At 37.8% G+C, this 14,976-nt stretch carries 15 protein-coding genes; 9 read left to right on the top strand and 6 right to left on the bottom strand.

Translation table 11 applies throughout. From position 1 onward, the window contains the following. Positions 1-2: 2 nt before the first annotated feature. Both LA20531_RS05375 and LA20531_RS05370 read right to left on the bottom strand, forming a co-directional pair. Positions 3-656 (bottom strand): energy-coupling factor transporter transmembrane component T family protein, encoded by a 654-nt coding sequence (locus LA20531_RS05375; protein WP_056940238.1) that lies wholly within the window; start codon positions 654-656, stop codon positions 3-5. A 2-nt stretch (positions 657-658) separates the two neighbouring features. Then, positions 659-2,008, bottom strand: a complete 1,350-nt coding sequence (locus LA20531_RS05370; protein ID WP_082589028.1) for an ATP-binding cassette domain-containing protein — start codon at positions 2,006-2,008, stop codon at positions 659-661. A gap of 164 nt (positions 2,009-2,172) precedes the next feature. On the opposite strand from LA20531_RS05370, the gene LA20531_RS05365 reads away from it, so the two are divergent. Continuing rightward, positions 2,173-3,114 (top strand): helix-turn-helix domain-containing protein, encoded by a 942-nt coding sequence (locus tag LA20531_RS05365; protein ID WP_099202372.1) that lies wholly within the window; start codon positions 2,173-2,175, stop codon positions 3,112-3,114. A gap of 44 nt (positions 3,115-3,158) precedes the next feature. On the opposite strand, the gene htpX is transcribed toward LA20531_RS05365, so the two are convergent. From htpX to LA20531_RS05350, 3 genes are all read right to left on the bottom strand, one after another. Next, the gene (htpX, locus tag LA20531_RS05360) at positions 3,159-4,043 is read right to left on the bottom strand and encodes a zinc metalloprotease HtpX (RefSeq protein WP_056940235.1); all 885 of its coding nucleotides are present in this window, start codon (positions 4,041-4,043) and stop codon (positions 3,159-3,161) included. 11 nt (positions 4,044-4,054) lie between these two features. Continuing rightward, a complete protein-coding gene (locus LA20531_RS05355) occupies positions 4,055-4,615 on the bottom strand; it encodes a LemA family protein (protein ID WP_056940234.1) in 561 nt (186 codons plus the stop codon). A 98-nt stretch (positions 4,616-4,713) separates the two neighbouring features. After that, positions 4,714-5,820, bottom strand: a complete 1,107-nt coding sequence (locus tag LA20531_RS05350; RefSeq protein WP_056940233.1) for an SLC13 family permease — start codon at positions 5,818-5,820, stop codon at positions 4,714-4,716. A 197-nt stretch (positions 5,821-6,017) separates the two neighbouring features. Here LA20531_RS05350 and LA20531_RS05345 point away from each other — a divergent pair, with 197 nt between their 5' ends. From LA20531_RS05345 to LA20531_RS05315, 6 genes are all read left to right on the top strand, one after another. Further along, complete coding sequence (locus LA20531_RS05345) at positions 6,018-6,419, top strand: iron-sulfur cluster biosynthesis family protein (RefSeq protein WP_013436950.1); 402 nt, start codon at positions 6,018-6,020, stop codon at positions 6,417-6,419. Positions 6,420-6,429: 10 nt separating this feature from the next. Next, entirely contained in the window at positions 6,430-8,181 is a 1,752-nt protein-coding gene (locus LA20531_RS05340; protein ID WP_056940232.1) for a glycerophosphoryl diester phosphodiesterase membrane domain-containing protein, read from the top strand. Between the two features lie 60 nt (positions 8,182-8,241). After that, entirely contained in the window at positions 8,242-8,382 is a 141-nt protein-coding gene (locus LA20531_RS05335; RefSeq protein ID WP_099202282.1) for a hypothetical protein, read from the top strand. Positions 8,383-8,485: 103 nt separating this feature from the next. Continuing rightward, complete coding sequence (locus LA20531_RS05330) at positions 8,486-9,337, top strand: hypothetical protein (protein ID WP_056940231.1); 852 nt, start codon at positions 8,486-8,488, stop codon at positions 9,335-9,337. Positions 9,338-9,550: 213 nt separating this feature from the next. Continuing rightward, entirely contained in the window at positions 9,551-10,804 is a 1,254-nt protein-coding gene (locus LA20531_RS05320; RefSeq protein WP_056940230.1) for a glycosyltransferase family 2 protein, read from the top strand. Positions 10,805-10,885: 81 nt separating this feature from the next. After that, complete coding sequence (locus LA20531_RS05315) at positions 10,886-11,947, top strand: family 8 glycosyl hydrolase (protein WP_082589027.1); 1,062 nt, start codon at positions 10,886-10,888, stop codon at positions 11,945-11,947. Between the two features lie 39 nt (positions 11,948-11,986). Here the strand turns inward: LA20531_RS05315 and LA20531_RS05310 are convergent, their stop codons facing one another. Further along, on the bottom strand, positions 11,987-13,093 hold the full coding sequence (locus tag LA20531_RS05310; RefSeq protein ID WP_056940228.1) for an OFA family MFS transporter: 1,107 nt from the start codon (positions 13,091-13,093) through the stop codon (positions 11,987-11,989). 225 nt (positions 13,094-13,318) lie between these two features. Between LA20531_RS05310 and LA20531_RS05305 the strand changes: the two genes are divergently transcribed. Both LA20531_RS05305 and LA20531_RS05300 read left to right on the top strand, forming a co-directional pair. Then, entirely contained in the window at positions 13,319-13,963 is a 645-nt protein-coding gene (locus LA20531_RS05305; protein ID WP_056940227.1) for a YfbR-like 5'-deoxynucleotidase, read from the top strand. Then, positions 13,964-14,878: an HNH endonuclease gene (locus LA20531_RS05300; RefSeq protein ID WP_056940226.1), complete on the top strand. Its 915-nt coding sequence runs from the start codon at positions 13,964-13,966 to the stop codon at positions 14,876-14,878. Positions 14,879-14,976: the final 98 nt, after the last annotated feature.

Genomic DNA, 14,976 nt, shown 5'->3' with positions numbered 1-14,976 from the left:
ACCTACTTAAAACAAAATAATGAGATATTTACCAAAATTAACAATGTAAAAAAGATCAACCAATCTTTTTTAGTCAGTGGAATTGCCACTATTGTAGATCTTTTTTGATTCTCAACATAGCCGTGCGATTCCATGCCTTGGGCCAGATTATCGGCTGAATTTAGCGCAACTAAGATCGCTTTAAAATAAAGAGCTGGTGACCAAAAGCTAAGGTACATCCCGCGCATCATCGCCGAGATGCGAATTTGATTGACCGCCATACGCATCTTCGGAATGATATTGATCGCTGCCAAAACGCCGTACGCAAACTTGCTCGGCAGGTGCAAATTTCGTTCCAGCGAACGAGCAAAATCCGTCGCAGTGACTTTACGAGTCACGCAGGCAATCGTCAACGTATAAACGTAGACACGCGTTGATAAATTCCAGGCATAATAGGGGTCTGGCGTAGGCGAGAACCAATAAAGCGTCGCAAAGATCGTAAAGGCCGCGATGAAGGGCAAAATGATCAGTAAAAGCAATTCTTTGAGTTTAGTCTTAGTGACCAGTAAATAAACTAACGCAAACGCGATTACTAAAATGTTGGTAGTTAAACTAGCTTTTAACGATATTTCCAGCGAAACAATAAAAGCTAAGATAAATTTTAAACTGGGATTCATAGTTACTTCTCCACGTATTTAAGCTGCTGCTGGTCAAAAACAAGGCGATAAGAGCAGAAATCAGCTAACTCGTCTATCTGATGGCTGATGATTAAAAACGTCTGCTGGAGCCTCTCTTGGCTTTCTCGCATTAGGTTCAACACCAGCTTTACAGACTTATGATCTAGACCACTGAGTGGTTCATCGATTAAAAGTACATCATGTTTGGTCATGAGTAGTAGTAAAATTTGCAACTTTTTTTGTTGACCGCCTGACAAGGTATAAACGACCTGATCCAAGTGATTAGCTAGTCCCAATTTATCCAACCATTCCTCTATTTTTTGGTCCGTAAAAAAGCTATTGCGATCTTTCTTACTGAGCTTGAGTTCATCTTTTACAGTCACGGTCAAAAACTGATCCGTTGCCTTTTGAAAGACTTGCGCAACTTGAGCTAAATACTTACGTTGATGCAATTTAGCTATTTCATGATCATGGTAAGTAAAACTCCCACTATAAGGAATCATCTTCGTCATCGCCTTAAACAGGGATGTTTTGCCCACGCCGTTAGGTCCAGTGATCAAAGTGCTCTTTGAATAAAGATTTAGATCAGCTTGCTTAAGCAACAATTTATTTTGCGTAATCTGCACGCTTTTTAAGGTGAAAATTGGCTGACCGGTTGGCAAAGAAAATGAATATTCGTGTGCATGCATTTGCTTATTTTGTATAAATATTTTTTCCTTCTCATCAGCTGACAATTCCTGCACAGTTTTAGCTTTAAACTCAAATAAGTGATCACAGACCTGCTCATAATCATCTAAAACGTGGTCACTCAAGATGATAGTCTTGCCATTTTTAGCCAGTAAAGCCAATTTGCTGATCAAAAAGCTCCGTGCATCTGGATCGCAGCTGGCAAAAGGCTCATCAAGCAAAAGCACGTCCACGTTCATAGCGAGTAAAACAGCTAAAGCTACACGTTGTTGCTGGCCACCCGACATGGTATTGATCTTCTGATCAAGTAGGTCCGAAATTTGTGTAAATTCTACTGCTTTAGCTAATCTTTTTTCGTAGTCCTTTTGCTCAACTTGCAAATTTTCCAAGGCAAAAACGATCTCTTCACGTGGGGTCGCCATCGTAAACTGCTCAGCCGCATTCTGAAACATCATGGCTGTTTTTTGCCCATTTAATTCCACGGTGCCAGTCAATTTGCCCGCATATTTAGGGTAGAGGCCCGCAATAATTTTAAGCAGCGTGGATTTGCCGCAGCCCGTAGGTCCCATCAGCAGTGAGAAGCCTGCTGGAATTTTTAATGATAAATTTTGGATTATAGGTTCTTTTTCATAGGAAAAAGTAATATTATTTAGTGTTACTATCATAATTCTGATTGTACAAGATGATTTTTTGACTGTCTAATTTGTAAAAGAAATTTTTTCACTATAAAGATGGTCGAATTTGTAATCAAATAGCTTATAATAATGCATTATAATATAGTTATAATAGTACTATAATTTGATTTATTGTAAGGAAGGTGGACATGGATATGGCAGCTGTTGCTTTGGACCAATATCTGGCTAGCATATTAAAGTCGAATTCAACAGACAGGAATGAAATAAAGCTAGAAGCAGGAAATCCAGATTTTGATCTGTTTACTATCTACCTTGAAAATCATAATACTGGAATCCACCGTTATCAGATGGATGTATCAACAATACTCTATGTTGCTAAAGGTACTGTGACAATTAAGAGTGGTGAAAAGATCATTACCATGAAGTCTGGTAACGTGCTTCTGTTAACAGAGGGATGGAAGTATGAGGTCAAGAGTCAAAAAGAAGACTCAGTCCTTGTTAAGTTAAAGTTTAAGCCAGGTTTTGTCTATCGTGAATACTTCAAGTACTTTAGTTACAAAGGAAAGCGTGAAAACAAGGTTATTGAACAAATTATTGATAGCCTTGGCAATGAACACGTATTGTGGCTAAAGAACAATCAAATAACTCGTGCATCCCAAGTAATGCAACACATTATCGGCGGTTATTTGAACAATGATTTATTCGCTAAGGCCTTAATTCAGGCCGAATTGACCGTAATGCTAATCATTTCGATTAGAACCCAGCGAATGGCTACTCCAACTAATTTAGACAAGACTAAATTCGAAAAGAAGTCATTAGATAATTATATTGATGCACATTTTGCAGATGTATCGCTAGCTGATGCTGCTAAGTATTTTGGCTTCAATCCAAATTATTTCTCAAACATGGTTAAGGCAAAAACAGGCAAGAGTTTTGTCGATCATGTTGATGAAAGAAGAATGCAAGAGGCACGCGAACTCCTTGCTCAACCTGATATTTCACTTAAGGAAATTATTGGACGAGTTGGATATTCAAGCAAGTCATTCTTCTACAAGAAATTTAATCAATATTATCACATGACACCTGCTGCCATGCGAGAAGAATTGTTTAGACAAGCAAATATCAATTTGAAGTAGCTAAAACTAAAAAAAGAATCCGGAAATTCCGGATTCTTTTTTTATTACATTTGTTGTAGACGTTTAATTCGCTCAGCTGTAGGTGGGTGCGTATCAAAAAGACTGCCACTATGTTTAAATGGGTTTTCGATATACATGCCGCTACTTGAGCGATCGGCTTGTTTCATTGGCTGACTGCCTTCAATTTTTTCTAAAGCAGAAATGAGTCCTTGCGGATTTCTGGTTAATTCGACGGAACTAGCATCTGCTAAAAATTCACGGTTTCTGGAAAGTGCCATTTGGGCTAGGGATGCAGATAATGGACCTAAGATCAAAACAAAGACAATCGCAACAACTTTAAAGATCATTTCAAAAGCATTGTTATTGTCATCGTCGTCATCACTGCCGCCGCCAAACCAAATGAAGCGACTAGCAAGACCTGAAAGAAATGAAATTACCCCAACCAGGACAACAGCAATCGTTGATAAACGGATGTCGTAATTTCTAATGTGGGAAATCTCGTGTCCTAATACGCCTTCCAGCTCTTCACGATCCATCATGTCTAATAAACCTTGCGTAACCGCTACAGCGCTGTGATCGGGATCTCGGCCCGTCGCAAAGGCATTAGGACTAGGATCATTAATGATAAAAACGCGGGGCATAGGCACGCGACCCACCATTGCCATATCTTCTACGATATGCCAAAGCTGCGGATTGTCTTGTTCGTGAATTTCTTTAGCATGGTTTAAACTCATCACCATGTTGGCAGGATCGCGCATTACTAAAAAGAGATAGATCAAACTACCGATTAAAGCAATAAAAATTCCCGTCCATGGCGTATTGCTGAATAAATAGCCAAAACCTGCTCCGACTAAAGTTAAGATGATAACGAAGGCAGCCATAACCACTACAGTTTTGCGTTTATTACGTGCAATTTGTTGGTATAGCATTTTCGTATCCTTTAAAACTTAACCTTTGGTGCTTCTTTTTCTTCCTTTGGTGTTTCTAAGTAGTCAACCTTAGTGAAGTGGTGAATCTTAGCTACAATATTTGATGGGAAGGTCAAAAGCTTTTGGTCGTATTGAGCAGCACTTGAGTTGTAAAGTTGACGTGAGTAGGCAATCTTGTTTTCAGTGTTGGTCAATTCTTCTTGCAAGCTTAAGAAGTTTTGGTTGGCCTTTAAGTCAGGGTAATTTTCTGATAAGGCAAAAATTGTCTTTAATGAGTCAGTAATTTGGTTAGAAACCTTCAAAGTTTCTTCGTGATCGCCAGCAGGGATTTCATTTAATTGGTTGCGTAATTGCACAACCTTTTCAAGCGTTTCACTTTCGTGCTTAGCGTAGCCCTTAACAGTTTCTACCAAATTAGGAATCAAGTCATTACGGCGCTTCAATTGAACGTCGATTTGACTCCAAGATTCTTCTGTATAAACTTTGGCTCTTTGCAAGCCGTTGTAGGCAGTAATGTAAATAGCCACAATTAATACGATGATGGCTAAAATTATCCATAAAAGTGGTGACATTTTTGTATCCTCCTCCACACTATATTATTTAAATTTTAGCCGATTGTATACTTTTGGACAATAAAAAAGAATGCTTTGAAAGCATTCTTTTTCATTTCTTAAATTCTGAAAATCAACAATCCTAAACCAACGATTGTCAAAATGATCAAGCCAGCAAATTGCATGATTGTCCATTGAATAAAGAACTTCTTGCGGCTGACTGTAGCGTGTTGGTTGAACGTCTTCATTACCAGCATGTTGGCCATTGAACCGATTGCGGAACCAAAACCACCGATGTTGGATCCAAGGAACAACGCTTGCGCATAATTAGTGAACTTACCAACCAAAATAGTTGATGGAACGTTGCTCATAATTTGACTAGTAAGAATTGATGCGAAGTAAGTTGAGCTCTCAGAGTGAACAGTTATATGAATCAAGTTCACGATTGCTGGAATCTGTTGGATATCACTGATAAAGATAAAGAAACCAGTGAAGGTTAAGAGCAACGCATAGTCGATCTTAAACATGATTCTTGGATTAATTGCTAGTGCCAAGATAATTGCGATCAACATTGGCCAAACAATATTCACGATTCTGAAAACTCCAAAGAAGAAGAAGATAAAGACAGCGGTCGTGATAATAATAGGACGCCAGCTGATTCGAATTGGTTCAGTCTTTTGAACCGGAATTTCTTTCTTCGGAATAAACATGAAGACCAAAATCATGATCGCCATTGAAATGATCAAGTAAGGTACTGACCATTTGAAGAAAACTAGTGGCTTAACATCGAAGCGACTAACTAAAAAGATGTTGTGGGGATTACCCCAAGGTGTAAATGCGGCCCCAATGTTTGCGCCCATACCGATTAAAGTAACAGGCAAAATTTGTGGCAGCTTGTAGCGCTTAGCGATATTTAAATAAAGTGGAATTAAAGTTAATACAGTAATGTCATTACCTAAGAACATACCGGCGATAACGGCCAAAACCGTGAACAGCATGTTCAACTTACGCGTATTATCTGCGATACTCGTAAGTTTGTACGCTAAAACATCCAGAACGTGCAAATAAGCATAGATCTGGATCAGCGTCAGCATTGCGGCAACAGACCATAAAGTGTGAAAGTTAATATCTGCTAACCGCGGCCTAGCGAAAAAAAGACTTACTACTGTAATTAAAACTGTAATCTGTAAAATTCTATCTTTAGCAATATTCTTTAAGGCGGTCATAAAAGGTCCCCCTTACGTATTACAATCGTCTAAAAACCCTATGTATCATTTTGAGCTTTTTTAGGATAGCTTGCAATGATAAATTTGAAAAAACTAAAGATTTAGGCACTTTTGAGCATTTTAATAGGGGATTTTGCTTAAAAATACTATACTTAAGAAAATGAGTAAACGTAACAGATTAGAGCGAGGACACAACTATGACACAAGAAACTATTTCAATTAACATCAAACCAGAAGCAAAAGAAATTATTGAAAAGAAAAATCCAGAAAACAAGCCACTTTTATTAGCTTTAAATGATGGTTCAAACAAGTATTCAAGACTTGGCGGTACTTGTACAATTGGTGCCAACTTTCAATTCGTGATTCTTGATGAAAAGGATCCTAAATATACTATTAAAGTAGAAAACAATGCCGGTTTTGATTTATGGACTTCACCAGACGAAGTTAGCTTCTTTGAAGGCGGCCTAGTAGTCAACGCAAGAAATTATACATTGAGTTTATCCGATGATAGTGGCATTCTTGATGGAGCGGTATCAATTGATAAATACACACCGCAAGAATTAACTAAGAAGGAAATGCAAGAGGGTAAAACTTGCTAATCATTAGGTAATGAAAGCAATTAATGAAATAAAGAATTTTTCAGCGGAATTTAAACAAAATTGGTTACAATACTTAGTCCTTTTTACGGGCATTAGTGTATTAAACCAGTTTGTTTTTATTCCGTTTTTTCGTTATATCACTACATTTGTACTGCAAAAGGGTGCCATTCCGTTTGTTTCGCTTTCTAATTTAGAAATCATTTTAACTAAGCATCCCTTTGTGGCTTTAGCATTGCTAATTGAGTTAGCTGCATTGCTATTTGTCATTTACAGTCAATTTGCGCTGCTTATTTTGGTGATCAAAAATCAATTTGATTTAAAAGAGAGCCTCAGTGAGTACGGGCAATGCTTGAAACACTTTCGATTAGGCTCACTACTTTTATTGGCAATTTATTTTTTGTTAATTATACCTTTTGCCAATATTGTCTTTAGAACGCCACTTTTAGCCAAGCTAAAAATTCCACAGTTTATTGTGGACTACATGACGCGAGATTGGATTTTACTGACGGCTTTAGTTGTCTTTTATGTCGTGATTTTTATTTTGGCACTTCGCTTTTTATTCACTTTGCCCATTATGGTGCTGGATAAAACGACCACTAGAGAGGCAATGAAGAAAAGCGCCAGTTTAATGAAAAAGAGTTGGCGCAAGGTATTGGGCTTCTTTATTACCTTGGAAATAATCGCTATTTTGGCCATGGTAATTAACAGCGTGCTGGCATATTTACTGCAGCTATTATGGGACATATTTCCCAGGAAATTAGCCTTAATACTAGCTACGATAAATCTATCGCTCTTTCAAGTGATCAGTGAACTACTGCTGATCTGGACTAGTGCTATTTCACTATTATTTTTAATTAAAATTACCACAAAAGAAGAAAAATTACCTAATGCATCCCACAATAAAGCAATCGTGACACCAATCATGATCATCTGGATCTTTGCCATAATCGTCAACGGAGTCGAGAATGTTTTTTATCTGACGGGGATAGACGACCATGCGCCAGTCACCATTTCCCATAGGGGAGTAAATGATAAAAATGGTGTGCAAAACACGATCGAGGCTTTAAAGAAGACAGCCAAATTTAAGCCGGACTATGTAGAAATTGATGTCCATGAAACTAAAGATAATCAATTTATCATTATGCACGATGAAAATCTGAAAAAGCTGACTGGGGTAGACAAAGAGCCGAAGTATTTAACCGTAAAACAATTAACTCAGTTAACTGCTAAAGAAGATGGCCATCGTGGCAAGGTTGTTAGTCTAGATCAATATATAAAAGCCGCTAAAAAGTTAAAGCAAAAATTGCTGATAGAGATTAAGACTACACAGCATGATTCCAAGAACTTTGTGGTGAACTTTAATAAAAAGTACGGTCAAACAATTTTGAAGAATAAGTACCAAGTGCAGTCGCTTGATTACACTGCTGTCAAAAAAATGCACCAGCTTAATTCAAAAATCCCAGTTTTATATATTCAGCCTTACAACCTAACTTATCCGCGCAGTGCGGCCGATGGCTATTCCATGGAATATTCCACTTTAAGTTCTGATTTCATTTGGCAAGCTCATTTACAAAATCACGTGGTATATGCTTGGACAGTCAATAATACTGCCGAAATGAAAAAGATGATGTATGAACACGTCGATGGCTTTATTACCTATGATGTGGCTAAGTTAAATACTACGATTGAAGACTTTGAAGGGCGTAAAAGTTATGCGGAACGACTCTTAAATTACATGACTGCCTTTCCTATACTTGATTAACGCGTTTGATCATGGTAAACTATACTAGATTTTCGAAAATCTGAAAGGAAGTATAGTACTATGCGTAAAGGTGAAAACTACAACACTGGTTGTGAACCAAACCAAAGACCTAAGAACAAGAGAAACGCAAAGAAGCGTGTTGCTCACGTAGCAGCAGTTGTTGCATTTCTTAACAAGGCCGAAAAAGACGAAAACAAGTAATTTTGTTTTTTAAAATTAAGAAACAGAGGAGGGCTACTAAGAGATCGTTAGATTTGTTAGTAGCCTTTTTTTCATGCAATGGGAGTTTTGAGAAGGTTAGGTTATGAATAAAAAATATATTAGACTAGTATATTTTGCACTGCTGGCAGCACTGCTTTTTCCAATTATTACATTTTGGCTAGCGGATTCTTTCCAAATTAACGTGATTAACGGTTTGTTAATGATTTTTGTATTAGCAATCTTCGTTGGCCTATTTTCAGCTAGATACTTAGTTAGTTGGCTGATTATTATTTTGACTACAGTCGCAGTTGCTTTTTTGCTGCTGGGGTATGTGGTAATGACAAGTACTGAAAAGACATTCTTGATTATTGCCTTTCCGGTTGAAGCAAGTTTATTAAGTGTAGTGCGACACCATATTTTGGACTGGAGTATTGTCTCTGGTCGTGAAAGCGATGCTAAGCGCTTGATAGGCCACTATAATTTAAACGTGAAGCTGCAGACTTATTACAATGCAAGTAAATTCTATGAAGATGGTCTGAGAAAGATTAAACGTTACCCTGACATGAATATGTGGGTTAATGCGGAATTGATCAGTTGGGAACATCACCAACAAGTCGAAGAGCACCATCCACAATATCATGCCAAGTTATTACGTGAGATTGCCAAGATTTTAAAGAAGACACGCCTAAAAAGCGAGTTTATCTATTACACTGGCGATGGTAAATTCTTGATCCTTTCACCTAGAGTTACAGATGAGATGTATAAGGAATTAGATGAGCAAGATTACATTGCTTTGCAAAAATTGGATACCGGAATTCCGTTGATGCTTAAGGTAGCAACTCAGAGTGTAGACTTGCAAAACTGTGAAAAGTTTTCTGATCTGGACAAGCTCCTTAAGCATTTGGAACGAGGCCTAGAAACAGATATCATTGTGGAATATTTGAAGGATGATTAAAATGACTAATTGGTTTTACTTTTTGGCAGTTGGTATTACGTTGATTTTTATCATCTGCTTTTTCATCATTTTCTTTTGTACATTAAAAATTTTAAGTAATGTGGAACAGACTTTGATTAAATCGAAGAGGAAGAATGACATCGAAGAGGAAGAATGACAATGAGTGATGTAATGCAGATAATTACGTTGATTTCGATTTGGCTATAGCAGCTCATGTCGATGGTTACTCTAAGTGGGGCAATTGCATTTTGGCTAAAGCACAGCAAGGTTTTAGTTAAAATTACACCGCTTCCTCGTTATCCTAAAGTGACGATCGTTGTCCCAGCCCATAACGAAGAATTGGTAATTAAAAATACGGCGACAGCAATTTTGAATCTTAATTATCCTAAGGATAAATTAGAAGTCTTATTTTACGCGGATAACTGTGAGGACCATACTGCTGATGTTCTAGACAGTGTTTTAGCAGAAGAAAGGTTTAAAAATCGTAACGCTAAAGTAATTAGACGAACTGGTACCGGTGGTAAGGCCGGAGTTTTAAACGATGCCTTGAAAATTGCTCACGGTGAATACCTAGGCGTTTATGATGCGGATGCCATGCCTGAAAGCAATGCACTGTACTTTTTAGTTCGAAAAGTGTTGGAAAATCCTAAGCGTTATATGGCGGCTTTTGGTAGAAATAAAACGCGTAACGCTAAGCAGAACTTTTTAACTAGATGTATCAACCAAGAGATCGTTGTAACGCAGCGAGTTCAACACTGCGGTATTTGGCAATTATTCAAAATTGGCCGAATTCCAGGTACTAATTTCATTATTAATAAAGAATATGTAGAATCAATCGGTGGCTGGCGTAATGGTGCCTTGACCGAAGATACCGATATTTCCTTTAAGATTATGGGCTCAGGCAAATTGATTGCACTGGCTTATAACTCTGAAGCTTTCCAGCAAGAACCAGAAAGATTGAAGGACTATTACTTCCAGCGTTTGCGCTGGGCTAAAGGCAACTACGAAGTGGTCATCAACAACTTCAAGCATTTGTTTGATCGAAGCAATTGGCGCGTAAAACTAGAAACGTTTTATTACTCATGTACTTTCTTCTGGTTTAATGCCGCAATTATTTTGTCTGACATTATTTTCTTAGCCAATGTGATTGCAATGATCGTCCACATTTGGCAGCCAGGAGTGCAATTACCATTCACAATTACTTCAAGCAACATCTTGCTGGCACAGATTTTGTTGTTTAATTGGCTACTGATGATTTTGCTTTATATTTTGCAAATTTATGCGGCCATGTGTACGCAGTTTGGTCAGGCAACTACTGGGCAAATTTGGCTAGCCTTGGCCTCATATTTCTCATATTCGCAATTGTTTATCGTAGTTTCCGTTCATGCAGTATGTTCAGTTACGGCCGATAGATTGTTCCACCGTGATAGTACTAAGTGGGTTAAGACGAAGAGATTTGCCGATTAAGGAAGAAAAATGAAGAGACTAAATCATAATCATCATTTATCCCTGTATTTTATAGTGATTATCGCTATTTTTTCAGGGATTATGGCATATGTACGATTGCAAAACAGTAGCCAATTGCGCCACAATTTTTATAGACAATGGCACAAAGATTACGTTGTTAAAGTTAATAAACAAGAGAGTTTTATTGATACGACGCCAAAAACAGAAACCAGAACCGCGCTATCTGAAGGGCAAGGCTACGGCATGTATATTGCTGTTTTGTCTGCTAAAAGAAAGTGGAGCAAGAAAGAATATTTTGATCAACTGAATAATTTTTATCTCAAGCACCGCGAAACGATTAATAAAGACAAGACAGCATTAATGTCTTGGCGTGCCGTTGAAAATAATGGTCACTGGACGATTAATAAAAATAGTGCCACAGACGGTGACTTATTTATTGCCCAGGCATTATTACTAGCCAGCAAGCAGTGGCATGATGATAAGTATCAAAAAGAAGCGCATGCCATTTTGCAAGATATTTTGCGCTATGAGTACAATCTTGATACTGAAACGCTGACTGTCGGAGACTGGGCTGATTCGAAGTCCAAGTACTACAATTTAATGCGGACTTCTGATGTGATGCCGGAATTCTTCGACAACTTTTATCAAGAAACAGATGATAAGCGCTGGCTCGTGATCAAAAATACGATGCTTAAGCGACTTAACCAGCTCAGTCATCAAAATAAAACTGGCTTAGTGCCTGATTTTGCTTGGGTAAGCAAAAATGACGCCCAACCGGTTAAGCCTAAGACTATTTCAACGGAAAATGATGGCTACTATTATGCTAATGCTTGTCGTGTTCCGATGATGCTGGCGGGATGCAATGATCGCTCAGCACAGAACACTTTAAAGAGGATGCTTAAATTCTTTAGTAAGCAAAACACCATAACAGCAGGCTATACTCTAAAAGGCAAGCCATTAAACAAGTACCAGTCTGCCAGCTTCAGTGCACCGATTTTCGATGCCGTATCGTTCAATCGAAATGAAGGCTATGACGATTTGTTCATGTCTCAGCAGTATATTTTTACGCGTCATTTACCGCGAAATAATTATTATGATGCCGCATTGACGACAATGGCTGCTTTAGATGCTGATAAGCTATAAAAAAATCCCACAAAAGTGGGACTTTTTTTATTTTTGTTTTTATTTATTCACTTGTTCTTGCATCCCGGCAAATGCTCGTTGCAAAGCTAGGGAAACAATTAGAGCTAAAAGATCGATGACGATGAAGACGACTAGGGTCACAAAGTAGTTGTGCAGTATTTGGTGAGTGTAGGATAACAAAATTGGACCTACCATTCCCGCTGCGGCCCATGCCGTTAAGACATATCCATGAATTGCTCCTAATTCACGAGTACCAAAAACGTCGCCTAAATATACTGGAATTACTGAAAAGCCAGCACCGTAACATGATAAGAGTAGGCAAAGGGCAAGAGCAAAAATCACGGGTACTTTGCACAAGATTAAGGTGATTAACATGACGATATCCAAAATAAAGATGGCGCTGTAAGTTCTAGGCCTACCAATATAGTCTGATAAAGTTGCCCAAATTAAACGACCAAAACCGTTGAATAAACCTAGGATACCGACCATTATGGCAGCGGTATTTGCTGTCATGTTTTGACCAGTTAGGCTGAAATGACTTGCTTTTTTGATCACTGCTTTTGGCAATTCAATTTGACGCGGCTTTTTAATAAATTGGGCAGCTATAATCATGACCAGAAAATAAAAGATACCCAAAATATAAAAGGTGCTGGAAACACCAAAACTTGCCATTAGAGTTTGAGCAATCGGACCTGTCAATAAAGCCGCAAAGCCAAAGCCCATGATGGCTAAACCGGTAGCTAGGCCACGCTTGTCCGGAAACCAGCGGATGATTGTAGAAACAGGAGTTACGTAACTTGCTCCAAGGCCTAATCCGCCGATTACACCATAAGCTAAGTAAAGTAGCCATAGTTGTTGGTTGCTAATTGCAATCCCAGTTAAAAAGATACCCCAACCGTAACAAACACTAGAAATTGTACCAGTGATTGTGGGTCTGAACTTTTCAACTAAACGTCCCATAAAGGCTGCTGACATCCCTAAAAAGAAAATAGCTAAACTAAAGGCAAAAGAAACGGAGGTTTCTGCCCAACCGGTTTGTTTAACAATCGGACCGGTAAAAACGCTCCAGGCATAGACGCAGCCGATCATTAAATGCAGTGTGATCCCGGCTGAGGCGATAACGTACCTATTTCTAGTTTTTATCATTGATTCTCTCCACAAAACATGAACAAATATTGATGAAACTAAATAATTTATTAGTCATCTAAAAGATAAATTATTAGTTATTATCTAGTCAAGAGAAACACTTTATATAAAACACGAACAATGCTGCCAAAATCCAGCTATATTTGCATCTCATTTTGATTTTTGATAACATAGTAAAAATTTTTAAACATTTTTAGCAATAAATTTTTAAGAGGAGGACAAAAAATGGGATTAAATGCATACATTCACGGTTTTAACAGTTTAGAGTCAATCGATCGTGCACCAGGTTACTTCAAGTACCACTACCACTCAGTAGCTGATCACTGCTTCAGAACAGCTGAACTCGCACAAATGATGGTTGATATCGAAGAAGTTCACGGCAATAAGAAGATCAATTGGAAGGCCCTTTACGAAAAGAGTTTGAATCATGATTATACTGAACGTTTCATCGGTGATATTAAGACACCAGTTAAATACGCTACTCCTCAACTTAGAAAGATGATTGGTGATGTTGAAGAAACAATGACCACTAAGTTCATTAAGGATGAGATTCCAGAAGAATTTCAAGAAATTTATACTAAACGTCTCTCAGAAGGCAAAGATGATACTTTAGAGGGTAAAATTTTATCAATCTGTGATAAATTAGATTTGTTATATGAAGCTTATGGAGAAATCGAATTAGGTAATCCTAACCCGGTTTATATGCAAATGTTCAAGGAAAGTCTTGAAACGATCAAGAAATTCGACGATTTAGTTTGCGTACAATACTTTATTAAGAAAATTTTGCCAGATCTTTTTAAAGGTGATTTCGCGGGAAAGGATAAGATGCAACGAATAGCTTTTAGCATTCTATTGTTAGGGGATGATTAGGTGAAATTTCAATGTAGTTCATGCGGGCTGCGCATGGACTCTTTGCATTTTAAGCAAGAGGGGTTAATGAATCCTAAGTTGACCAGTATTTGCGACATTTGTATCACGCGCAACCTGAATCCGGAAGATTACGCAAATGATGCGGTCGCAACTTTTGCTCAAAGCTTGCTTTACACGTTTGTCGGTGCAAAGAAACAAGATCAATCAGGTTTTATTGTGAAAAATAAAAAGGACCGTAAAAAATACGAAGCCTTTTTACAAGATTATGATGGTAATGAAATCGCCCGCCAACAGATTAAAAGGTCTGATTTGAATTTGGCGGTAATTAAAAGCGAAGATGGCAAGCTTAATTATGTGCCTAACCAAGGCGTAACTTTTGAGCAAAATTTAAAGGGAATGGGTTTGGAGATCAATTTCCAGTTAAACGAAGTTGATTTTATTGATCGTGAACGCATTCGGGCCAAGTATAAATACCACTGCCAATATTGCGGCAGACGTGGCCACAGCGTAGATCATAAGGATCCTGTTTCTCTTAGTCACAACAACAGTTTAGATAATTTAACTTTAGCTTGTGCGGAATGCAACCGAATTAAGTCGGATATGCCTTATAAGTTGTTTATTCAACTGAATGATCAAATTTCTGAGATCAATAAAAAGCTAGTTAAGTATGAAGATGCGCTGAGTACTTTGAGAGAAGAATTTGAGCATCGTCGGCGCTATTTAGCGGCTCAAGTACACCTTAAGGGTGTGATCAATGATCCTGAGCTAAATGCGATTAGAAAGCAAAATAAGAGCTTACAGGATGCTATTGATAGTTTACAAAGTGATTATGATGATTTGCGTCAAACGCGCAAGACGTATTTTGATACGGGCTGGAAATTAGCTCGCATTAAGGAAAATAAGGATATTATTTAAAACGTAAAAAGCGCTATTTTTTGTAAACTCAATTCAAAATAGAAAATTAGTTTTAAAAAGATCATCCCCATATAGGCAATGATCTTTTTAATTTTGAT

Source organism: Lactobacillus amylovorus DSM 20531 (assembly GCF_002706375.1).
GTDB classification, from domain to species: Bacteria; Bacillota; Bacilli; order Lactobacillales; family Lactobacillaceae; genus Lactobacillus; species Lactobacillus amylovorus.
This window is presented reverse-complemented; position numbering and strand designations above follow the sequence as displayed.

Bases quoted from the DNA above. Each gene is read 5' to 3' on its own strand.
- LA20531_RS05350 (WP_056940233.1), bottom strand. From the start codon at position 5,820: ATGACCGCCTTAAAGAATATTGCTAAAGATAGAATTTTACAGATTACA.
- LA20531_RS05365 (WP_099202372.1), top strand. From the start codon at position 2,173: ATGGCAGCTGTTGCTTTGGACCAATATCTGGCTAGCATATTAAAGTCG.
- htpX (WP_056940235.1), bottom strand. From the start codon at position 4,043: ATGCTATACCAACAAATTGCACGTAATAAACGCAAAACTGTAGTGGTT.
- LA20531_RS05315 (WP_082589027.1), top strand. From the start codon at position 10,886: ATGGCATATGTACGATTGCAAAACAGTAGCCAATTGCGCCACAATTTT.
- LA20531_RS05355 (WP_056940234.1), bottom strand. From the start codon at position 4,615: ATGTCACCACTTTTATGGATAATTTTAGCCATCATCGTATTAATTGTG.
- LA20531_RS05330 (WP_056940231.1), top strand. From the start codon at position 8,486: ATGAATAAAAAATATATTAGACTAGTATATTTTGCACTGCTGGCAGCA.
- LA20531_RS05335 (WP_099202282.1), top strand. From the start codon at position 8,242: ATGCGTAAAGGTGAAAACTACAACACTGGTTGTGAACCAAACCAAAGA.
- LA20531_RS05370 (WP_082589028.1), bottom strand. From the start codon at position 2,008: ATGATAGTAACACTAAATAATATTACTTTTTCCTATGAAAAAGAACCT.
- LA20531_RS05320 (WP_056940230.1), top strand. From the start codon at position 9,551: ATGTCGATGGTTACTCTAAGTGGGGCAATTGCATTTTGGCTAAAGCAC.
- LA20531_RS05340 (WP_056940232.1), top strand. From the start codon at position 6,430: ATGAAAGCAATTAATGAAATAAAGAATTTTTCAGCGGAATTTAAACAA.
- LA20531_RS05345 (WP_013436950.1), top strand. From the start codon at position 6,018: ATGACACAAGAAACTATTTCAATTAACATCAAACCAGAAGCAAAAGAA.
- LA20531_RS05305 (WP_056940227.1), top strand. From the start codon at position 13,319: ATGGGATTAAATGCATACATTCACGGTTTTAACAGTTTAGAGTCAATC.
- LA20531_RS05375 (WP_056940238.1), bottom strand. From the start codon at position 656: ATGAATCCCAGTTTAAAATTTATCTTAGCTTTTATTGTTTCGCTGGAA.
- LA20531_RS05310 (WP_056940228.1), bottom strand. From the start codon at position 13,093: ATGATAAAAACTAGAAATAGGTACGTTATCGCCTCAGCCGGGATCACA.